Genomic DNA, 20,499 nt, shown 5'->3' on the forward strand with positions numbered 1-20,499 from the left:
AGATGGAGATTCAAATCAATCAGCTCCACGTTGCCTACGGACAGAGATCGGTCATTGTCGACTTTTCCGCGACCATCCGAGAAGGGGAGATTCTAACCCTAATCGGGCCGAATGGATCAGGAAAGTCCACCCTGCTCAAGGCGGTTTCCGGAATTATCCCCTACCAAAAGGGGGCGGTCTTCTACGATGGAAGGGAGCTGAGGGACTGGAAAAAGAAGGAAATTTCTCAAAAAATTGCCATGCTGCCCCAAATCCACTATGCCCCGGGAGACTTTACCGTCCGGGAGTTGGTCAGCTACGGGAGGATGCCTCACCAAAGCCTCTTTAAGAAGGATTCAAAAGAAGACCGGGAAATTGTTGACTGGGCCATGGAACGCACCCATACCCGAATTTTTGCAGATCGCTATATCCAGCAACTATCTGGAGGGGAGCTGCAGAGGGTTTGGTTAGCCTGTTCCTTGTCACAAAAGCCCCGCATCCTCTTTTTGGACGAGCCGACGACCTATCTCGACATTTGCCATCAAATCGAGATGATGGAATTAATTAGCTGCTTGCGGAAGGAGGAGGGAATCGGGATTGTCTTAGTACTCCACGACATCGGTCAGGCCATGGATATCAGTGACCGGGTGATGGTCCTCAAGCAGGGCAAAAAATACAGCGAGGGGAAGCCGGAAGAGGTCATTCACGGGAAAATGCTGTCCGAGGTGTATTCGGTTACCTGTGACCTAGTGGAAGTAGAAGGCCGGGAGCGCCCCCTCATCTCCTATGAGATGGCAGAGAGCGATCAGGAGCAGGCAGAGACGGCCCCCTGTTTTGGATACAAAAAAGGAAGGAGTCTTTCATGCAGGAGACCCTAAAAGTAGAAGACAGAAGGGATGCGGACATTTTGGGGCGGGCCAAACGCCTGTCCCAAGTCCAATCTCTGGAAGAAGTGACCGCCCTATCCAAAGCCTTATTCCCGGGAAGCCACTGCCCCCTCTTCGGGGCCATGCTCCTTATTCAGAGGATTCAAGGGGCAGCCTGCCTGATTGTGGGGACGGATGAATGTACTTATTACGCCAAATCAGCCGCTATGTCGGCGGGAAGGCTGGGGAAAATGGCAGAATCGTGCTACTCTCTTGTGCTTTCCCAGACGGACATTAGCTTTGGCAGTGGGGAAAAGCTGAAGCAGGCGGTGCAGGAAATTTTACAAGAAGACGGCATCCGAATCTTGTTCGTCATCTCCACCTGCCTCGTGGAGCTCATTGGAGATGACTTCGATAGTCTTTGCCAGGCACTCGAAGAAGAGATGGGAGCAAAAATCCCTGTCGTTCACACCGAACATTTCCGTTCCGAAAACCACCTGCAGGGCATGGAGGCGACACTTTTGGCCTGCCTGTCCCTGATGGAGGAAACAGAGCGAACGCTGTCTGTCAATATCTTAGGTCCTCGCCACGAGGATTTTTCAAAAAGCGAGCTGGCGGAGTGCCTGCAGACCATAGGTCTTCCCATATCTCTCACTCTCCCCTCCGAGGCCGGGCTGGAGGAGATTCGAAAAGCCCCTCAGGCCAGCCTAAACCTGGTAACCGACCGGATTGGGCTCCCCTTGGCCAGGGCGATGAGGGACCGGTTCAAAATCCCTTACCTCTACTTTGACCGCTTCGTTCACCCAGAGACGATTGAAAGAGCCTACCGCAGCCTTTTCCAAAGCATTTTGAAGGAGGAGACACGGCGGCAGATGGAGGGCTGGCTCAAGGAAAAGAAAGAAGCCTTTGAAGAAGTCTACGAACGCGTCCGAGAAAAGATTCAGGGATACTCCTACATTTACGGAAATTCCCCCCTTCTACAGATGGAACTCAACGCCTACCTCTGTGAGTTGGGCATGGAACCGAAACTGATCCAGTTGTCGCAATGGGGGGAGGGTGACGACAAAAACCGGGAGAAAATCCTGGAATACGCCGACCCCTATTTGAGCAAAAACGCAAACATCAGTCCACTGCAAGCGGTATACGATCAATTACAGCCCGATTTTTACTTTGGTCATGAGTTCTTTGAACGACTACTGCAAAAGGGGATTGTCCAGGCGGCCATGGACCGCCTGGGTCGCTCTTACGGTTTTCAATTGTCGGTCGACTTGCTTTGCTTTTTGGAAGACTGCATCGACTTGAGGAAAAAGTATTTTGGAGGAAAACATGGCGGTTACTAGATTTTTACCGGTCCCATCCGATCGGATGGGCGCCTTGTGGAATCTTCTCGCCTTGGAGGATGCCTGCGTCTTGGAATACGGGCCGGCGGGAACAACCCACTACGGGATTTCCTTGCTTGGAGAGCTGGGGCTTTCTGTGAACGGTCGCTACTTTGTCACCCATATGAACGAGTCCGATGTCGTCATGGGGGATACTAGGAACTTAGAAGAAGCCGTCCTTGAAATCGATCAGAGGCAAAAGCCGGCCCATCTCTTTGTCGTAGGTTCTTCTGTTTCCACCACCATTGGGACCGACCTGACGGGAATCTGTCACTACCTGCAAGAGGAGGTTCAAGCCAAGCTTCACGTGCACAATTCTGGCGGCTTTGCAGGAGATTACCTCGTAGGGACGGAAGAAGTCTACCGGATGCTGGGGGAAATTGCTTTGGGCTGGGAAGAGAAGGAACTATCGCAGCCTTTGAGAACCCCCTCCTGCAATCTCTTGGGTTTTTCTCCGGACCACTTTCGCCTAGAATCAGACCTTGTAGAGCTGGAGGATATGTTAGAAGAAGCTCTGGATATCACGGTCGCATCGACTTTTGTCGTCCGGGGGGCAATCCGGGACCTGGACCGGGCCCGACAGGCTGCTGTCTCTCTAGTTTTGAGAAAAGAAGCCCTGCCCTTAGCCCAAGCCTTGAAGGAAAAATGGGGGATTCCTTACCTGGAAGTTTGCTTCTACGGCTATGATGCAACTCGATCTTCGCTCCAAGCCATCGGGCAGATTTTGGGCCGAACATTGTCGAGAAGCTTTCAGGAAAAGTTGGAAAAGCGGAAAAGACAGGTTGCCTATTTCCCCATGTACCTTCGAAAAATAGGATCAGAGATCCATTTCTACAGCCTAGGCCCTAGTTTTTTGAATGAGGGATTGGCGGCAGCTATGTCCCCTTTGGGCATCCGATTTGAACAGCAATTGCTGCCGGTAGAAGAGGAAAAAAGCCGCCTGCAGGCAATCCGGTCCTGGAAGGAAGGGATGGTCTTTGCTGACCAACAGACCTTAAACCTAGTGGATTCCAGCAACTACCCGCTTTTGACATCTTTTCCCTGGTTTGAAAGCCGGATTTACGCCAGCCACCTACCCTTTATGGGCCTGCGGGGCATGGACTTTCTGGCAGAACAGTTGATGACCTATTTGCTGCGGCGGGGCTTGTAAATAGTTAACGAAAAAAAAGAAAGGAGAAGGTATGAAATTTGTAGTAGCTTACCGCTCGTTGACCGGTTGCACGAAGAAGTTGGCGGAGGCCATTTACGAGAGCATTGACGAAGGGGAGAAAGAGCTTCTGGACATCAATGAAAGACCCGACATCTCGGATGCGGACATTGTCGCCTTGGGTTATTATGTGATCCAGGGAGGGCCGGATGATCTTGTCAAGGACTGGATCAGACAGGTCAAGGGAAAAAGGGTCTTTCTTTTCTGCACCCTGGCCTATTTTGCCGATTCTAAGCACGCGTTTGACTCCATGCAGTCGGCCATCGACCTAGTCGAAGAGGCCGGCGGGGAAGTTCTGGGCAACTTCATTGCCAATGGAGCCTTGGCTCCCGGTTTGATTGAAAGGTTTAAAAAGATGGCCCAGGAGAATCCGGACAACCCACACGCCTACACGGAAGAAAAGGGAATCCGGTATGAGATTTTCAAAGACCACCCCAGCCAAAAGGAGTGCGACCTAGCTGTAGAGCGGTTTCATGAGCGGGTTTTGCTGTCGCAGAGAATCCGCAAGTTGAAAGAGCAGTAAGGGCTGGAAAAAGAGGCTCTTTGTCAAATCGTGTTGGTATTTTAGACAATATCAAAGAGCCTTCACAGGGAGAAGATAGATGCTTTATCTTCTCCCTGTCTTTTTCCAGGAAGAATCCGCTTCAGAAGAACCGAAGTTTTTCAAGCGGCATTTTTTGCCTTCCAGACGGGAAAAAATTTTTGCTGTGAAGGAAATAGTGTATACTGGAAGGGATCAGCGAAAGGAGAGAAGGACATGGACAATCGCTTGCTTCAAGTCGAAGAAGGCCTGGAAAATCGTTTCTTATATCAGAATGATCCGGACTCGATGCATATTCTTCTTTCCATGATTGATCATCGCCAGAAGCTGGCGAATCTTCAGCCGGGGTATCGGCTGATGAAGCAGATGAACACCTCATTAAATCGTTCTCTTCGCTATCGTAAAGATCGCGATTACATTGTTTCTGCGATTAAAAAACTGATCAATGATGACGTCAATCGGTTTGAGTTGGCCGTTTTTTTAAAGGGCTATGTCTCGGGCGGTCAGGATGCTTTTTTTGTGGATCGTCTCGAGCGTCTGGCGCTTCAGGAATACGAGCCGGAGCAGCTGGAGATGGTCTCGATTCTTTATCACCATTGCAAGCAGGGGAAGGTGATGGGCCTGCAATCTATGGTTTTCCATCATATTAAAACCTCTACCAAGGGAAATGAAGATGTACGCCGCTTTTCGAATCTCTACTGTCGGCGTGTACTGCGTAAAAAAATTCTGCAACTCAACGGTTCTTTAGATACACAGATCGTACTCGATTTTGATCACCTTTCCCGTCTCACCGTTGAAGAGAGCGGGCTGGAGCTGAGTGAGCTCAATATGATTTATGGAAAGATTAATCACTTTTTATACAATAATATTGCAAAAGTCTATCGGTATGCGTTCTGGATGGGCCTGAACGACGCCGTTTTGGACAGGTATGCGCGATGAGAATCTTGGGCATTGATCCCGGCTTAGCGCGCATGGGCTACGGAATTGTAGATTTTGACGGTAATTTTATTCGTATGGTGACCTTCGGCTGTATTGAGACACCTGCACACATGCCGCTTCCGACAAGACTCCGACAAATAGATGAGCAATTGGATCAGCTGCTTAAAGACGCCGCGCCGGATGAGGCAGCCTTTGAGGAGCTGTTTTTCTATCAGAATAAGACCACGGGTATTACGGTCGCACAGGCGCGTGGCGTGGAGGTGAATGCTGTCGAACGTCTGCATATACCGCTCTATGAATATACACCGGGGCAGATCAAGCAAGCCATCACCGGCTATGGTCGTGCAAATAAGGCGCAGATGCAGAATGCGGTAAAAATGCTGTTGCGCATGGAAAATATTCCGAAACCGGACGATGCCGCAGACGGGCTCGCCGTAGCTATCACGCATGCCTTTGGGCAGCGATTCAAAGAACAGCAACGAATGAGGTAGTCATGTACGCATATATTATCGGTCAGGTCACCGCCATGGAGTCCGAAAAACTGATTTTGGAAAACAACGGCATCGGCTATGAGTTGACGACTTCCACGAAGGCGATGTCTCGCTTTCAAGTAGGGGAAGAAGTAAAGGTCTATACGCGCTACATTGTGCGTGAAGACGGCGTTTTTCTCTATGGCTTTTATGATGAACAGGAACGGGAGATGTTTGATCAGCTGACGAAGGTGTCTGCCGTCGGACCGAAGGTGGCGATTTCCATCTTATCTGCGGTCGGCGTAGAAGGCATTGTGCATGCCGTACAGCACCAGGAGCTTTCCATTTTGACAAAGGCGCCCGGCGTCGGTAAAAAAACAGCCGGTCGGATTTTGTTGGAATTGGTGGATCAGATCAACGTTTTTTCGACTGTGACAAGCCCTCTTCCGCAAGAGGATGGGGAAGAACAGGCGGAATTTGCCGTGGCGCTGCAAGGCCTCATCAATCTTGGATATCAGCGCAGCGAAGCCATGCGCGCTTTAAACGGATTGGATACCTCGCTTCCGCTTTCCGCGCTGATGCGTATGGCTTTACAAAGACTCGGATCATAATAGAGCGGTAGGAAGGAAACGGCTTTGGAACAGGATCGCATCATCGATATTCAGGCGAATTCGGAAGACACCTTTAATGAAGGCAATCTTCGTCCGCGTTGGCTTAAAGAATATATCGGACAAGAAAAGACAAAAGAAAAATTAAAAATATTTATGAATGCCGCAAAAACACGTGGCGAGGCGCTGGATCATGTGCTTCTTTCCGGCCCTCCGGGCTTAGGTAAAACCACTCTTGCTGGCATCATTGCCAATGAGATGGGATCGCGGCTGAAAATCACATCCGGGCCGGCCATTGAACGGCAGGGAGACCTAGCGAGCATTTTGACAAATTTGCATCGCGGGGATGTGCTTTTTATTGATGAAATTCATCGAATCAATCGAAATATCGAGGAAGTTCTGTATTCTTCCATGGAAGACTTTGCTCTCGACATCATGGTGGGGAAGGGCACGACCGCACAGAGCCTTCGCCTGGAATTGGAGCCCTTTACGCTCATCGGTGCGACGACTCGAAGCGGCATGCTTTCATCTCCCCTTCGTGATCGCTTCGGCGTGTTGATTACGTTTGAACCCTATCAACCGGATGAATTGGCGCGCGTTGTCAATCGATCGGCAAGTATTCTTGACATACCCATTGATGCGGAATGCGGCATGGAAATCGGTCGACGATCCCGCGGTACACCGCGTGTCGCCAATCGACTGCTGCGTCGAGTGCGAGACTTTGCTGAGGTCTGCGGAGAAGGAAAAATTACGCCGCAAATTACGCAGGAAGCGCTTCGCTTGTTGGAAGTGGATGAATTGGGATTGGATCGTGATGATCGCCGTTTCCTAAACGTGATTGCCGAGCTTTTTGGCGGCGGACCGGTGGGACTGGACACGGTCGCTGCTTCCATGGGAGAAGAAAGTCGCACGATTGAAGACGTCATTGAACCGTTTTTAATGCAAATCGGCTTTTTGGCGCGTACCCCGCGCGGACGAGTTCTGACCACAAGCGCCTATCGCTATATGGGAAAAGCGATTCCTTCCCGTAATTTATTGGAATAAAGGTTCTTGCTTGCTGTTCGAGCCGATGAAAAGCAAGGAATGCCGGTGCTTTTTGTACCGCAGTACCGAAATAGAAAAAGGAGAAACGATGAAAACATCGGATTTTCACTATACCTTAGATCGAAAGCTGATTGCGCAGCATCCGACAAAAAAAAGAGAGGACTGCCGCCTGCTGGTTCTCGATCGGGACACGGGGGAGATGACGCATGACCACTTCTCCTACCTTCTTGAGTATCTGGAGCCGGGAGACGCCCTCATCATGAACGACACCAAGGTAATTCCGGCACGCCTCTTCGGTCATCGGGAAGGCAAAGAAGAACGTGTTGAAGTGTTACTTCTACGTCGCGAAAAAGGCGATCTGTGGGAATGCTTGGTCAAGCCGGGAAAGAAAATGCGCGAAGGCGCGGTTCTTTTTTTTGCTGCAGGAGACGAAACGCTCATGACGGGTACGGTGGAATCGATTAAAGACGAGGGACAACGCCTGATTCGCTTCTCCTATGAGGGCGTTTGGGAAGAAGTGCTGGATCGTGTAGGAACCATGCCTACGCCGCCATACATTACAGAAAAGCTCAAAAACAAAGACGATTATCAAACGGTCTATGCGAAGGTGGATGGTTCTGCGGCCGCGCCGACGGCAGGGCTTCATTTTTCCAAACCCATGCTTGCCGAATTGGAGAAGCGCGGCATTCGTCTGGGCTATCTCACGTTGCATGTCGGTCTTGGGACGTTTCGTCCGGTTTCGGAAGAGAATATTGAAGATCACCCCATGCATTCTGAGTTTTACGTTCTTCCACAGGAGACGGCGGATCTTATCGCGCAAACGAAGAAAGAGGGACATCGTGTGATCTCTGTCGGCACGACTTCTACCCGCACGCTGGAAAGCGTCGCACAAAAATATGGCACGCTAAAGGGCGATACCGGCTGGACGGATATCTTCATCTATCCCGGCTATACGTATCGCGTGATTGACGGCATTATCACGAATTTTCACCTTCCGGAATCGACGCTCATTATGATGATTTCGGCCCTGGTCGGACGAGAGCGTATTTTGCACGCCTATGAAGTGGCCAATGCGCTTCGGTATCGATTTTTCAGCTTCGGCGATGCCATGCTCATTTTACCGAGGAAGGATACCAAACCCGCCAACGCCTTGCGGGGGGTAGCAGTACATCACGACGCATTTCTTGCGGAAACGGAACATGACGGACCGGATCCGCAGGATGAAATTTTTAAGGAGTCTTCATGCGAGCAGTAACGTATGAGCTGGTGCATCAATCCAAGGATTGCGGCGCACGTGCGGGTATTTTGCATACACCACACGGCGATATTTTAACGCCGGTTTTTATGCCGGTGGGAACCCAGGCGACCGTCAAGGCGATGACAACACCGGAATTAAAAGCAATCGGCGCGCAAATTCTCTTATCCAACACATATCATCTGTTTCTTCGTCCAGGCGCGGAAGTGGTGCAAAAGGCCGGCGGCCTGCATCGTTTTATGAATTGGGATGGCGCCATGCTGACGGATTCCGGCGGATATCAGGTGTTCAGCTTTGCCGACCGCAAGTCCATCACCGAAGAGGGGGTTACCTTTCAGTCGCATCTGGACGGTTCCGCAAAATTCATTTCGCCGGAAGTATCTATCGGCGTGCAGGAAGCGCTCGGCGCGGACATCATGATGGCTTTCGATGAGTGCGTACCGTATGAGGCCGATGAGGCCTATACCGAAGCGTCCATGCATCGAACGTTGCGTTGGTTGGATCGTTGCATGGCCAAGAAAACCCGAACAGATCAGGCCCTTTTCGGGATCGTACAGGGGGGCTTTAGCGAGCGCTTACGCAAGGAATCCGCTATGGAAACCACGTCAAGAGATTTAGATGGCTATGCCGTCGGCGGCATCAGCGTTGGCGAACCGCATGAAGAATTTCTGCGCATATTGCGTTACACAACGCCCTATTTGCCTGCGGATAAGCCGCGGTATAACATGGGCATCGGCACGCCGGATTATCTCTTCGATTCAGTCGAAGCCGGCATTGATATGTGCGATTGTGTTTTACCTACGCGTGTAGCACGAAACGGACAGGCTCTTGTACATGATGGAAAGCGGAATATGCGTAATGCCCGGTATAAAGAGGACTTTACGCCGCTGGATGCGGATTGTTCCTGCCCCACCTGTACCAATTACACGCGCGCGTATCTGCGTCACCTGGTTACAGTGGGAGAGATTTTGGGTTCGCGTCTGCTCAGTCTGCACAATTTGTATTTTCTGTTGCATATGATGCAGGAAATGCGCGAAGCGATTCTGAACGATGCATTTTTAGCTTTTAAAGAATCCTTTTTAAGCCGCTATATGGCGAAACAGGAGTGATGAGCACAGTCCGCACAGCCTTTCATTGGCTTTTCGTGCTGTGATACAATAAAACGAATTGGGAAAAAACAGACGGCCATGCCGTAAACGAAAAAGGAGAAGAAAATGCCGAATAATTTTTATCCAATTGCCATGTTGGCGGTGATGTTTGGGGCTATGTATTTTTTGATGATCCGTCCGCAAAAAAAACGCCAGGAAGAGATGGCAAAGGTTCGCGATAACCTGAAAATTGGCGATACGATTGTGACCATCGGAGGAATTCGCGGTAATGTCGTGTCCCTTACGGAAGATGCGTTTGAAATCGAAACCGGTCGGGATCATCACCGCATGGAATTTTTGCGCAATGCGCTCTCCTATGTCGTTAAGCCGGTAGAAGGCTACGAGAAAAAGGAGAATGGTCTGCAGTGGGAAGGCGAAGCCGACACGGAGCCGGATACGGTGCAAAAAGCGGATCACGACGAGCAAAGCAATCAAGAATAAGTTATGTGGCGATAAGGAGTGTGCATGCGCTGGTTCCTGAAGAACAACCGAGCTGCTTATGAGGAACTGAGTAAGAAGACCTCTTTGCCGCCGCTTACCCGCTTATTATTGGCCAATCGCGGCGTAAAAGCAGAAGAAGCGGACGCATTTCTTCATCCCCAAGAGAAGGATTTTCATGATCCCTTTCTTTTTTCGGAAATGGAAATTGTAGTTTCTTATATTATGGAAAGCCTTGCTTCCGATACCCCCATACGCATTATTGGCGACTATGATCAGGATGGCGTTGCGGCTACCGCTATTTTGGTCAAAGGGCTGCGTTACTTTGCCGAGAGGGAAGGAAAGGATCCGATAACGGCGGTCAGCTACGCCATTCCGGATCGCATCGAGGACGGCTATGGCATCAATCCCTCGCTGGTCGCACAAGCCGAGGAAGAGGGAGTCGGCCTCATCATCACGGTGGATAACGGTGTGGCGGCCTTTGCGGGGTTGGAAGAAGCGGTTGCGCGGCAGATTCCTGTGATCGTAACGGATCATCACGAACCGGCCATCGTGGAGGGAGAAGCAAAACGTCCGCCCTGTGAGGCACTCCTTAATCCCAAATTTCCCGGCGAAACCTATCCCTTTGATTCTCTATGTGGCGCTGGCATTGCTTTTAAGCTTATGCAGGCTTTATCGCGCTATGCGGATGTTCCGTTGCCTATTTTTGATGAATTGCTAAGCCTTGCTACGCTGGGAACCATCTGTGACATGATGGATCTGAAAGGGGAAAATCGCGTCATCGTAACGCTTGGCCTACAGGCACTTAATGCCACCACAAATCCCGGCTTGCGCGCTCTTCTTGCTGCAAATTCTTGGAATCGTCCGGTCAGCGCGTATACGGTAGGCTTCATTATCGGTCCTTGCATTAATTCGTCCGGGCGATTACTGACTGCCCGCCTTGGAGTGGAGCTTTTTTTAGAACACGATCCGGAAACCGTCAACGCCTATGCACGCGAGTTGTATGCTCTGAATGAAGAACGAAAAGCTATGACACGAGAGGGCGTCGAAGTCGCTTTATCCGTGCTGGAAAAACGACCTTTACCCCAGGTGATCGTCGAGGTGTTACCGGATGTGCATGAAAGCTTATGCGGACTGATTGCCGGACGCATAAAGGATCGGTTTTACCGGCCAACGCTGATCTTTACGCCGGCGCAGGTCGGAAAAAAACTTCTAAAAGGATCCGGTCGCAGTGTAGAAGCCTATGACATGTTTTCATCCCTGAATCGTCACCGCGAGGAGTATGTTGCCTTCGGCGGGCATCGCATGGCCTGCGGCATTACCATCGAAGAAGAGAAGATTGATTCCTTGCGAACGATATGGAATCGGGAAGCGAATTTATCCGCGTCGGATATGGAGCCCTCTATCGAAGCGGATGGAAAACTTTCTTTTTCCGGGCTTCACGTCGATGCGATGGAGCAGCTTGCTTCTCTCGCACCCTTTGGAAAGGGCAATCCGTCTCCGCTTTTTGCGGCTATGGGAGTCAATGTTCTGGGCTTGCGATTGGTAGGGAAGAACCAAAACGTTTTGCAGGCTCGTCTGGAATCGCAGGGCGTGCCGATGCAGGCCGTAGCATTTTCCGGAGACGTGTTGTTACAAACGATGCAGCAGTCCTGCCCGGACGAGAGGAAGTCGGATCTTGTCGCGGCACTTCGCGGTCAGCCGTCCGGCTTGCGCCTGGATATTTTGTACTGCCCGGAATGGAATGAATACAACGGCCGCAAATCCATTCAATTAAAATTAGCCGATATGCGTATCAGTGCGCTATAATAATGTAATTCGTTAGACAAGCGGTTCAGAAGAAGGATTTTACGTGGTGAGGGGGATGACATGACGATCGACCAATTGATCCATGCGGTAAAAGCCTATCATCCATCAACGGATGAGGCATTAATTCGTCGTGCCTATCATATGGCCGCCTCGGCGCATGAGGGCCAAAAGCGCAATTCCGGTGAACCGTATATTATTCATCCCTTACATGTTGCCATGATTCTGGCGGAGCTGCAGATGGACGATCAAACCATCTGTGCAGGTCTTCTTCACGATGTTCTCGAAGATACGCCCATTACCGAAGCCGATATGATTCAGGAATTCGGCCCGGAGATCACCAGCTTGGTCGATGGCGTAACCAAGCTGAAACAGCTGCAATCCAAGTCCAAAGTGGACAATCAGGTGGAGAATTACCGCAAGATGGTCATGGCGATGGCCAACGACATTCGCGTGATCATCGTCAAGCTGGCGGATCGCTTGCACAATTTGCGCACGCTGGACTATAAAGATCGTGCCAAGCAAATTGAAAAAGCAACGGAAACCATTGAAATCTATGTGCCGATTGCGCATCGTCTTGGTATTTCCACCATTAAATCCGAGCTGGAAGATCTCTGCTTAAAATATTTGGATCCGGATGCGTATTTTGAGATTTCCGCACTGGTTCATAAGCGATTGGAAGAACGACAGGAATATATTCGCCATATCATGGATCAGCTCAGCGAAGAGCTTCATGCCATCGGTATTCATTTTGAAATTTCCGGTCGACCGAAGACACTGTATTCCATTTATAAAAAAATGTATCAGCAGAATAAGACCTTTGATCAGATTTTTGATGTGTCTGCGATTCGCGTCATCGTCGATACGGTGAAGGATTGTTATTCCGTTTTAGGCGTTGTCCATACGCTTTGGAAGCCGATTCCGAAACGCTTCAAGGATTACATTGCCATGCCGAAACAGAATATGTATCAGTCGTTACATACGACACTGATTGGACCGGGCGGGGAAACCTTTGAAGTGCAAATTCGCACCTTTGAGATGCATCAGACAGCAGAATACGGTATTGCGGCACACTGGCAATACAAGGAGGGACGCCGGAAGAAAACGGCGTTCGATAAAAAGCTCACCTGGGTACGACAGCTCATGGAATGGCAGAAGACTGCTACCGATTCCAAAGAATATATGGAAACACTGAAAGGCGACTTCTTTTCCGATGAGGTCTATGTGTTTTCACCTCGTGGAGACGTGGTGGAGCTTACGCGCGGATCGACTCCCGTAGATTTTGCCTATCGCATTCACTCCGACATTGGAAATCATTGTGTGGGAGCGAAGGTGGACGGAAGGCTGGTGCCGCTGGATCATGTCTTAGAGAACGGAAACATTGTTGAAATTCTCACATCCAAAAACACAGCAGGCCCGTCGCGCGACTGGCTTAAATTTGTTGCCAATCCCTCTACCAAGCAGAAAATTCGTCAATTCTTCAAACACGCCAATCGAGAAGATAACATCGCGATCGGGCGTGACATGCTCATTCAGGATCTGAAAAAAGACGGTTATCATGCCAACGAGCTGATGACGGATGAGCTGTTGGGAAGCGTGATCGCACGTACCAGTTATTCTTCTCCGGAGGATCTCTTTGCGGCCATCGGATTCGGGTCGCAGTCGTTAGCAGGTATTACCGGAAGGCTAAAAAATGCCTATGAGGAGCAGAAGAGCAAGGAAGAGGAAGAGAAACGACTAAAAGAGTTACAGCAGCAGGCTTCGGAAAAGTCTGAACCGCAAAAGGTTGAGCGTTACAGCTCGAAAATGGCGGATGAAGCAGTTCGTATTCGCGGAGAAGGTGTCTCAAACCTGCAAATCAAGCTGGCACAGTGCTGTTCGCCTGTTCCCGGGGATGATATCATCGGCTACATCACGATGGGACGCGGCATTTCCGTACATCGTTGCGATTGTGCCAATATCGTGAACACGAAGCAGCCGGAACGTTTGATTCAAGTCGAGTGGGCCAAAACCGAAAAAGCGAAATTTTATTCGACTTTGCGCATTATGGCACGCAATAAGACGGGCTATATGGCAAATATCGTTGAATTGCTCAGTAAGATGGAGATTAATATGTCCGGGCTGCAGGTGCATACGGATAATGATAATACGGCCCATATCCTCATGACCATGGAGATTGATGATGCGAATGAGGTATATGAAGTCATGCGAAAAATTCGCTCTGTGCCGAACACCATCAGTGTTTTCCGCATGAACGGGTAGGAGGCAGTATGCAAATTCGAACAGCATTGGGCGCGTACTTTGGCGAGAACAGCTATTTCGTAAGCGATGAAGCGACAAAGCAAGCCATCCTGATTGACCCGGGCGCCCGGATCCCTTCGTTTGATCGGTATTTGGAAGAGGAAGGATTGATGTTAACGGACATTCTGTTAACGCATGGACATGTCGATCACATTGCCGGCGCCGGCTATTATCACAAGGAGTATGATGCGCCGATCTGGCTGCATGAAAAGGAAAAAGAGGTTTTGGCCAACACGCTTCGACAGTATTCTGAAATACTGGGGGAAGCGGCAAGAGATATTGTGCCCAGCCGTTGGTTCGTGGAAGGAGACGATATTTCTTCGCTTTCCTTATCGGCCATGGAAACGCCGGGGCATACACAGGGAAGTGTGGTTTTTCGATTAGGCGAGGCGCTGTTTACCGGCGATACGCTATTTTGCGGCTCGATCGGACGCATGGATCTATTTACCGGCGATGAAGGGCAAATGCGAGAATCGCTACGGAAATTATTCGCCATTAAGGAAAACCTGACAATTTATCCCGGCCATGGAGAAACGACAACCATCGAAAACGAGAGACATTGGAATCCGTATGTACGTGCGGTGTTGCAATAGAAATAAAAGGAGAGACTATGGAATCGCTTAACGGATTGATGCGTTCGCATTATTGCGGCGCGCTTCGAAAAGAGGACATCGGAAAAAGCGTTGTATTGATGGGGTGGGCGCAAAAGGTACGTGATCTCGGAGCACTTGCCTTCATCGATTTGCGGGACCGCACAGGTCTTGTGCAGCTAACCTTCAATCAGGAGCAGGATGCGGCGCTGTATGAAAAGGCAAAAGGGGTTCATCAAGAATATGTTTTGGCTGCTGTTGGGCGCGTAGTGGAGCGCTCCGCAAAGAACCCGGATCTTGCCACCGGTGATATTGAAGTGATTTGCGAAACCCTGCGTATTCTGGACGTGGCGAAAACGCCGCCCATCTATATTCGTGATGACGATGACGTGAAGGAAGAGATGCGCCTAAAATACCGTTATCTTGATTTGCGCAAGCCCAAAATGCAGGAAATGCTGACCAAGCGCGCCGAGATTACCCGTGCGTTTCGTGAATTTTTGTATCACGAAGGCTTTATTGAAGTCGAGACACCGTATTTAGGAAAGCCCACTCCGGAAGGTGCGCGCGATTATCTGGTGCCTTCCCGCGTTTCCGAAGGCAAGTTTTATGCTCTGCCGCAGAGTCCACAGCTTTATAAACAGCTGCTTATGATCGGCGGAACCGACCGCTATTATCAGGTGGCGCGCTGCTTCCGCGACGAGGATCTGCGTGCCAATCGTCAACCGGATTTCACGCAGGTGGATATTGAAATGTCGTTTGTGACGATGGAAGATGTCCTAGAAATCAATGAACGTCTGATGGCATCTGTTTTCCACGATATTCTCGGAGTGGATTTGCCACGCCCGTTCCGTCGCATACGCTATGAAGAAGCGATGAATCGCTTCGGTACGGACAAACCGGATCTTCGCTATGGCTTTGAAATTGTGCGGCTCAATGGTATCGAAGAGACTACGGATTTTGCCCTCTTCCAACAGGTGAAGGACGACGGGGCGCTCATTGCCGGCATTAATTTTGATGGACAAGCCAAGAACTATCCTCGTAAGAAATTGGATGCCCTCACGACCTTTGCAAAAGGTATCGGCGCCAGTGGCATGCTTTGGGTGAAGAAAACAGAGGAAGGCATACAGTCCAGCTTTAATAAGTTTTTGACGGAAGAAACGAAGCATTTCTTAGAAGAGCGTTTGGCCCTTCAGGATGGTGACGTTGCGGTCCTGTTAATCGGGCCGGAAGCGAAGACGCTGGAACGACTGGGAACGTTACGTACCACCGTGGCAAATGAACAGTTGACCTTTGCACCCGATGATTTCGCGCTGTGCTGGGTAGTTGATTTTCCGATGTTTGAATACGATGAAGAAGAACAGCGCTATGTGGCGATGCATCATCCGTTTACCAAGCCCTTGGAAGAAGATTTGCCGCTTTTGGATACCGATCCGCTTCGTGTTCGTGCACAGGCGTATGATATCGTGATTAACGGGGATGAGCGCGGCGGCGGTTCCATTCGTATCAACAACGCCGAGCTGCAGGATAAGATCTTCCATCTGCTGAAATTGAGCGAAGAAGAAATTGCATCGCGTTTCGGATTCTTTGTGGACGCATTAAAGTACGGCACGCCACCGCATGGCGGCATTGCCTACGGTCTGGATCGCTTTGTCATGATGATGATCAACCGCAGCAATATTCGCGACGTGATCGCCTTCCCGAAGACGCAAACGGCGCAAGATCTCATGATGGATGCACCGACGGTTATTTCCGCTACACAATATGAGGAGCTCCATATTTCACCACGCAACGAATAAAAAAATCTCATTAAAGAGGTATCGTTCTATCGGAGCTTTAGAACCGGAACTTTTGGAAAGGAGGCGGGCATGAAGAATAAAGCATTTGTTACGAAATGCGAGGGAACACAATGTGAAATTATGGTGATGCGCGCGGAAGCGTGTGGATCCTGTCAAGCTTGCAATGCCTGTCATGCCAAGCCCAGCATTTATAGCATTGAAAACGCCTTAGGTGTTTCCGAAGGGGACTGGGTAATGATCGAAATGGATGATAAACAATTCTTTCGTCGCATAGGGCTGGTCTATGTGCTCCCGCTACTTTTTTTCCTTGGCGGTCTTTTTCTAAGTCTGTTTATTCAGCAGCGTTTAGGAAAAAATAATGAGCTGATCAGCGTTTTGGTCGGATTTTTCGGTTTGGCACTGTATCCTCTCTTCATTCGACCGGTGGATAAGAGGGAAGGGAATGTTCCGGCGATGCACATGATCTATCGTACGAGTGCAGCGGAGCGGACGGACGATTGCTGTACGAAAAGACAATCGGGAATGGAGGCATAATGCGACCTATTGTATCCATTGTTGGACGCCCGAACGTGGGAAAATCGACTCTTTTTAATAAATTGGTGGGACAACGCGCTGCAATTACCGAAGATACTCCCGGCGTCACAAGGGATCGACTCTATCGAGAAGTGGAATGGCAAAATCGCTACTTTTTACTGATGGACACGGGGGGATTGGAAGTCGACTCGGATGATGTCATGGCCACCCAGATCGCTTTTCAGGTGGATCTGGCATTGTCGGACAGTCAGCTGGTTCTCTTTTTAGTGGATGGCCGCACCGGCATCACTGCGATGGACCGCATGGTAGCGGAAAAAATTCGTCGCAGCGGAAAACCTTGCCTGGTGGTAGTCAATAAAATCGACACGCATGACACACCGCACGAAGTCTATGAATTCTATGAGTTGGGCTTTCCGGAACTGTTTGTTATTTCTGCAGAGCAGCAATACGGTCTCGGCGATTTGCTGGACGCGATTTTTGATCATTTGCCGGAAGGCGTAGAGGTCGAAGAGGAAGACGATTCCTTGAAGATCGCCCTCATCGGCAAGCCGAATGTCGGGAAAAGCTCCATGGTGAATTTTCTTTTGGGCGAAGAACGGATGATTGTCACCGACATTCCCGGCACGACACGGGACGCCATCGACTCTTTCTACGAACGAAATGGGAGAAGTTATACATTAATCGATACAGCCGGACTTCGTCGGCAGCGCTCGGTCGATTCGCGTATCGAAAAATATTCTGTTCTGCGCACGTTATCCTCTGTGGATCGCGCGGACCTTTGCCTCTTCTTGATCGATGTGCAGGAAGGCCCTACCGAGCAGGATGCCAAGATTGCCGGCTATGCCCATGATCAGCGTAAAGCTTCTATTATCGTGCTCAATAAATGGGATCTGGTGGAAAAGGAGACCAATACCTTGCGCAACATGGAACAACGCATTCGTCAGGTGTTGACCTTTAACCATTATGCACCGATTTTATCCGTTTCCGTGAAGACAGGACAACGGATGGATCGTCTGTTTTCTCTCATTGAAGAAGTGGATGAACACTACAGCTTCCGCATTTCCACAGGACTTTTAAATAATCTGGTGCGTGATGCGGTCGTCATGAATCCGCCGCCGACGGATAAAGGCAATCGCCTTAAAATTTTCTACGCTTCGCAGGTTTCCACGCGTCCGCCTAAATTTTTGTTTTATGTGAACGATGCGGAATTGATGCATTTTTCCTATATGCGTTACCTCGAAAATCAGCTGCGTAAAAACTTTGATTTTTCCGGCGTGGCATTGCAACTGGAAGTACGGGAACGAAAGGAGTAAGGATGCGCTTTCTTACCGTTCTTTTGCTTAGCTATTTTCTCGGCGGCCTGCCGACAGGACTGCTCTTGGGGAAACTCCTTGCGCATACCGATATTCGCAAACAGGGAAGCGGCAATATCGGATCGACGAATGCTCTCCGAACGCTTGGCTGGAAGGTCGGCCTTTTGACCTTTGCCGGCGATTTCGGGAAGGGAGCCTTAGCGGTTTTGGTGGCTCGTATGATGGTGCCTTCCGATCCGCTCGCCGTAGCAGTGGCCATGTTTTTTGTCGTTTTTGGCCACTGCTATTCGCCGTTTTTGCACCTTACCGGTGGGAAAGGCGTGGCTACGATCTGTGGCGCGATGATGGCTGTTAATGTTGTGTTGACCTTGTTTTGGCTTGGACTGTTTTTTCTCATCGTGGTGCTTTCCCGTCTCGTTTCGCTGGGCTCAATTCTTGCTGTCAGCGGTGCTGCTTTGCATACGTTGCTTTTTACCGCGCATCCTTTGGTGATTCGCGTGGCATTGCTACTTTGTGCGATGGTATGTATATATCGTCATAAAGAAAATATCGAGCGTCTTCTGCAGGGCAAAGAGCCTCGCTTAGGAGGACATCATGCCGACTGAAGTACAGCAGAAAACAAAACGTCGTTTTCCTGTATTACGCTTGCTTATTTTGTTGCTTTTTGCCTTTCTTCTCTTTATTTTTGTGCGGCGTGTTTGGAATTCCAAAACGGTCACTCTTGTGCAATCGGAGCGTGTGGAACAATCGCGAGAGGGCAGAGGTGTGTTTGTGTACTACGAATATGCACCGGATGTCTTCCAGCATGTGGATTGGCCAAAGGAGACCATGAACACGGTCAATACCGAAATTCGCTATCGCGTCGATACACCTCTCTTTAAACTGGATGAAGCACTTCGTCGTCGAGTGGAATCCCAGGCTACGCGTCTTGCCGGCAGCGCGGAGGAAGAATATCTGCAAAAAATGTTGAAGGCGGATGCCGTTCTTACTCCCTTTTCGTGCATGGCCTCGTTCGTTTCAGATGGGTACGAATCGCTCTTTACGCCGCAGTCGCTGTCGCTTCTTCAACCCGGCGATCTCGGAACCGAAAATAAAAATCAGGAACATGCGGGCTTAAAATTTCTGGACAATCGCCTTTTTTACCTTGTGCTGGATCTTCCGCAATCGGTTTTGCCGTTAGATGTGAAATTGGGAGAAGACTATACCTTAGTGACGGATAAGGATGTGACACTGCATGGGAAAATTATACGGCGAAGCGACGATTCTCTTGGCCGCAGCTTGTTGATTTTTTCTCTTCGTGACGGCGTTTTGCGCGTGCGGGGGGAACGCTTTTCCACCATACGACTGGTGCTTTCCCAAGCAGAATGCTATCGCCTTCCCGAATCCGCGATTTTCTATGAGGGTGCGGAAACCTTCTGTTATGTTCTGGATAAAAACCACGTAGCGAAAAAGGTAGCGATCCATCTTATGGGAAGCGATAAAGAGACAGGAGAATTCTTTGTCGCCGGCGGAGATGACGACGCAAACGAGGCAGCGCTGCATCGCTTTGACCGCGTCATTCTTCGACCGCAGGAAGTAAAGGAAGGAGGATTATACCGATGACAATAAACGACAACTGGAAGGCGATTCGGGCGCGCATGAACGCAGCCGCTGCACGTTTCGGCCATCAACCGGAGGAGATTACGCTCGTTGCGGTAACGAAAACGGTGGAGGAGGAACGCATACGCGAGGCCATTTCGCTGGGAATTCTGGATGTAGGTGAAAATCGCGTACAGGAAATGCTACGCAAGCAGGAGGCGTTTTCCGGTGCCCGGTTGCATATGATCGGTCAGCTTCAGAAAAATAAGGTGCGTCTGCTGCCGCAATCGGTTGTGCTGGTGCAAAGTGTCGACCGGCTGTCCCTCTTGCAGGAAATGGAACGAATCGGCAATCGCGATGACCGTCAATTTGAAGCGTTGATTCAGGTGAATGTTGCCGGAGAAGAACAAAAAGGCGGATGCAACCCGGACGAAGTTGTTCCTATTCTGGATGCGGCCGAGGAAATGCAACAGGTTCGCATTCGTGGACTGATGATGGTCGCTCCGGCGGCAACGGATTGCGAAGAAATTCGCCCGGTGTTTAAAAAGATGCGCACTTTGTTCGAAAAGTGTCGTACCATCGGGTATAATAGGAACCAACTGGACATTTTATCAATGGGAATGTCCCATGATTTTGAGGTCGCACTAGAAGAAGGGGCAACGATGGTACGCATCGGAACCGCACTATTTGGAAAACGAAGTTGACGA

Annotated in this window: 20 protein-coding genes; all 20 read left to right on the top strand. The window is 50.0% G+C overall.

Going from position 1 to position 20,499, the window contains the following annotated elements:
• The first annotated feature begins 2 nt into the window (after positions 1 to 2).
• The 20 genes from FXY30_RS04770 (at position 3) to FXY30_RS04865 (ending at position 20,496) form a co-directional block, all read left to right on the top strand.
• The gene (locus FXY30_RS04770) at positions 3 to 857 is read left to right on the top strand and encodes an ABC transporter ATP-binding protein (RefSeq protein ID WP_071705542.1); all 855 of its coding nucleotides are present in this window, start codon (positions 3 to 5) and stop codon (positions 855 to 857) included.
• Positions 842 to 2,185: a nitrogenase component 1 gene (locus FXY30_RS04775; protein ID WP_071705543.1), complete on the top strand. Its 1,344-nt coding sequence runs from the start codon at positions 842 to 844 to the stop codon at positions 2,183 to 2,185. Before FXY30_RS04770 ends, FXY30_RS04775 begins: the two co-directional genes overlap by 16 nt.
• Positions 2,160 to 3,374 (top strand): nitrogenase component 1, encoded by a 1,215-nt coding sequence (locus tag FXY30_RS04780; RefSeq protein WP_147659381.1) that lies wholly within the window; start codon positions 2,160 to 2,162, stop codon positions 3,372 to 3,374. The genes FXY30_RS04775 and FXY30_RS04780 overlap by 26 nt, the downstream gene beginning before the upstream one ends.
• A 31-nt stretch (positions 3,375 to 3,405) precedes the next feature.
• Entirely contained in the window at positions 3,406 to 3,954 is a 549-nt protein-coding gene (locus FXY30_RS04785) for a flavodoxin family protein (RefSeq protein ID WP_071705545.1), read from the top strand.
• Between the two features lie 234 nt (positions 3,955 to 4,188).
• Positions 4,189 to 4,911: a hypothetical protein gene (locus FXY30_RS04790; protein ID WP_071705546.1), complete on the top strand. Its 723-nt coding sequence runs from the start codon at positions 4,189 to 4,191 to the stop codon at positions 4,909 to 4,911.
• Positions 4,908 to 5,402: a crossover junction endodeoxyribonuclease RuvC gene (gene ruvC / locus FXY30_RS04795; RefSeq protein WP_071705547.1), complete on the top strand. Its 495-nt coding sequence runs from the start codon at positions 4,908 to 4,910 to the stop codon at positions 5,400 to 5,402. The genes FXY30_RS04790 and ruvC overlap by 4 nt, the downstream gene beginning before the upstream one ends.
• Positions 5,403 to 5,404: 2 nt before the next feature.
• Positions 5,405 to 5,992 (top strand): Holliday junction branch migration protein RuvA, encoded by a 588-nt coding sequence (ruvA, locus tag FXY30_RS04800; RefSeq protein ID WP_071705548.1) that lies wholly within the window; start codon positions 5,405 to 5,407, stop codon positions 5,990 to 5,992.
• A 24-nt stretch (positions 5,993 to 6,016) separates the two neighbouring features.
• Positions 6,017 to 7,033: a Holliday junction branch migration DNA helicase RuvB gene (gene ruvB / locus FXY30_RS04805; RefSeq protein ID WP_071705549.1), complete on the top strand. Its 1,017-nt coding sequence runs from the start codon at positions 6,017 to 6,019 to the stop codon at positions 7,031 to 7,033.
• Positions 7,034 to 7,121: 88 nt separating this feature from the next.
• Positions 7,122 to 8,288, top strand: coding sequence for a tRNA preQ1(34) S-adenosylmethionine ribosyltransferase-isomerase QueA (gene queA, locus FXY30_RS04810; protein ID WP_071705550.1), 1,167 nt, complete (start codon positions 7,122 to 7,124; stop codon positions 8,286 to 8,288).
• Positions 8,276 to 9,397: a tRNA guanosine(34) transglycosylase Tgt gene (tgt, locus tag FXY30_RS04815; protein WP_071705551.1), complete on the top strand. Its 1,122-nt coding sequence runs from the start codon at positions 8,276 to 8,278 to the stop codon at positions 9,395 to 9,397. Before queA ends, tgt begins: the two co-directional genes overlap by 13 nt.
• 105 nt (positions 9,398 to 9,502) lie before the next feature.
• Entirely contained in the window at positions 9,503 to 9,877 is a 375-nt protein-coding gene (gene yajC, locus FXY30_RS04820) for a preprotein translocase subunit YajC (protein WP_071705552.1), read from the top strand.
• 24 nt (positions 9,878 to 9,901) lie between these two features.
• Positions 9,902 to 11,683 (top strand): single-stranded-DNA-specific exonuclease RecJ, encoded by a 1,782-nt coding sequence (gene recJ / locus FXY30_RS04825; protein ID WP_071705553.1) that lies wholly within the window; start codon positions 9,902 to 9,904, stop codon positions 11,681 to 11,683.
• Between the two features lie 60 nt (positions 11,684 to 11,743).
• Positions 11,744 to 13,942, top strand: coding sequence for a RelA/SpoT family protein (locus tag FXY30_RS04830; protein ID WP_071705554.1), 2,199 nt, complete (start codon positions 11,744 to 11,746; stop codon positions 13,940 to 13,942).
• An 8-nt stretch (positions 13,943 to 13,950) separates the two neighbouring features.
• Positions 13,951 to 14,574, top strand: a complete 624-nt coding sequence (locus FXY30_RS04835) for an MBL fold metallo-hydrolase (protein ID WP_071705555.1) — start codon at positions 13,951 to 13,953, stop codon at positions 14,572 to 14,574.
• A 17-nt stretch (positions 14,575 to 14,591) separates the two neighbouring features.
• Positions 14,592 to 16,367 (top strand): aspartate--tRNA ligase, encoded by a 1,776-nt coding sequence (gene aspS / locus FXY30_RS04840; protein ID WP_083428214.1) that lies wholly within the window; start codon positions 14,592 to 14,594, stop codon positions 16,365 to 16,367.
• Between the two features lie 69 nt (positions 16,368 to 16,436).
• Complete coding sequence (locus FXY30_RS04845; protein ID WP_071705556.1) at positions 16,437 to 16,901, top strand: SoxR reducing system RseC family protein; 465 nt, start codon at positions 16,437 to 16,439, stop codon at positions 16,899 to 16,901.
• Positions 16,898 to 18,214 (top strand): ribosome biogenesis GTPase Der, encoded by a 1,317-nt coding sequence (gene der, locus FXY30_RS04850; RefSeq protein ID WP_071706114.1) that lies wholly within the window; start codon positions 16,898 to 16,900, stop codon positions 18,212 to 18,214. The genes FXY30_RS04845 and der overlap by 4 nt, the downstream gene beginning before the upstream one ends.
• Before the next feature lie 2 nt (positions 18,215 to 18,216).
• Positions 18,217 to 18,819: a glycerol-3-phosphate 1-O-acyltransferase PlsY gene (plsY, locus tag FXY30_RS04855; RefSeq protein WP_071705557.1), complete on the top strand. Its 603-nt coding sequence runs from the start codon at positions 18,217 to 18,219 to the stop codon at positions 18,817 to 18,819.
• Complete coding sequence (locus tag FXY30_RS04860; protein ID WP_071705558.1) at positions 18,809 to 19,816, top strand: HlyD family efflux transporter periplasmic adaptor subunit; 1,008 nt, start codon at positions 18,809 to 18,811, stop codon at positions 19,814 to 19,816. Before plsY ends, FXY30_RS04860 begins: the two co-directional genes overlap by 11 nt.
• Positions 19,813 to 20,496 carry a YggS family pyridoxal phosphate-dependent enzyme gene (locus tag FXY30_RS04865; protein ID WP_071705559.1) on the top strand — a complete coding sequence of 228 codons (684 nt, stop codon included), beginning with the start codon at positions 19,813 to 19,815 and terminating at the stop codon, positions 20,494 to 20,496. The genes FXY30_RS04860 and FXY30_RS04865 overlap by 4 nt, the downstream gene beginning before the upstream one ends.
• Positions 20,497 to 20,499: the final 3 nt, after the last annotated feature.

The organism is Murdochiella vaginalis (assembly GCF_902381775.1).
GTDB lineage: Bacteria > Bacillota > Clostridia > Tissierellales > Peptoniphilaceae > Murdochiella > Murdochiella vaginalis.

What these genes read in the sequence shown, in the direction of transcription:
- FXY30_RS04845 (WP_071705556.1), top strand. Translation starts at nt 16,437, where the DNA reads ATGAAGAATAAAGCATTTGTTACGAAATGCGAGGGAACACAATGTGAA.
- ruvA (WP_071705548.1), top strand. Translation starts at nt 5,405, where the DNA reads ATGTACGCATATATTATCGGTCAGGTCACCGCCATGGAGTCCGAAAAA.
- recJ (WP_071705553.1), top strand. Translation starts at nt 9,902, where the DNA reads ATGCGCTGGTTCCTGAAGAACAACCGAGCTGCTTATGAGGAACTGAGT.
- ruvC (WP_071705547.1), top strand. Translation starts at nt 4,908, where the DNA reads ATGAGAATCTTGGGCATTGATCCCGGCTTAGCGCGCATGGGCTACGGA.
- tgt (WP_071705551.1), top strand. Translation starts at nt 8,276, where the DNA reads ATGCGAGCAGTAACGTATGAGCTGGTGCATCAATCCAAGGATTGCGGC.
- plsY (WP_071705557.1), top strand. Translation starts at nt 18,217, where the DNA reads ATGCGCTTTCTTACCGTTCTTTTGCTTAGCTATTTTCTCGGCGGCCTG.
- FXY30_RS04860 (WP_071705558.1), top strand. Translation starts at nt 18,809, where the DNA reads ATGCCGACTGAAGTACAGCAGAAAACAAAACGTCGTTTTCCTGTATTA.
- FXY30_RS04830 (WP_071705554.1), top strand. Translation starts at nt 11,744, where the DNA reads ATGACGATCGACCAATTGATCCATGCGGTAAAAGCCTATCATCCATCA.
- FXY30_RS04835 (WP_071705555.1), top strand. Translation starts at nt 13,951, where the DNA reads ATGCAAATTCGAACAGCATTGGGCGCGTACTTTGGCGAGAACAGCTAT.
- FXY30_RS04785 (WP_071705545.1), top strand. Translation starts at nt 3,406, where the DNA reads ATGAAATTTGTAGTAGCTTACCGCTCGTTGACCGGTTGCACGAAGAAG.
- FXY30_RS04865 (WP_071705559.1), top strand. Translation starts at nt 19,813, where the DNA reads ATGACAATAAACGACAACTGGAAGGCGATTCGGGCGCGCATGAACGCA.
- FXY30_RS04775 (WP_071705543.1), top strand. Translation starts at nt 842, where the DNA reads ATGCAGGAGACCCTAAAAGTAGAAGACAGAAGGGATGCGGACATTTTG.
- yajC (WP_071705552.1), top strand. Translation starts at nt 9,503, where the DNA reads ATGCCGAATAATTTTTATCCAATTGCCATGTTGGCGGTGATGTTTGGG.
- FXY30_RS04790 (WP_071705546.1), top strand. Translation starts at nt 4,189, where the DNA reads ATGGACAATCGCTTGCTTCAAGTCGAAGAAGGCCTGGAAAATCGTTTC.
- queA (WP_071705550.1), top strand. Translation starts at nt 7,122, where the DNA reads ATGAAAACATCGGATTTTCACTATACCTTAGATCGAAAGCTGATTGCG.
- FXY30_RS04770 (WP_071705542.1), top strand. Translation starts at nt 3, where the DNA reads ATGGAGATTCAAATCAATCAGCTCCACGTTGCCTACGGACAGAGATCG.
- aspS (WP_083428214.1), top strand. Translation starts at nt 14,592, where the DNA reads ATGGAATCGCTTAACGGATTGATGCGTTCGCATTATTGCGGCGCGCTT.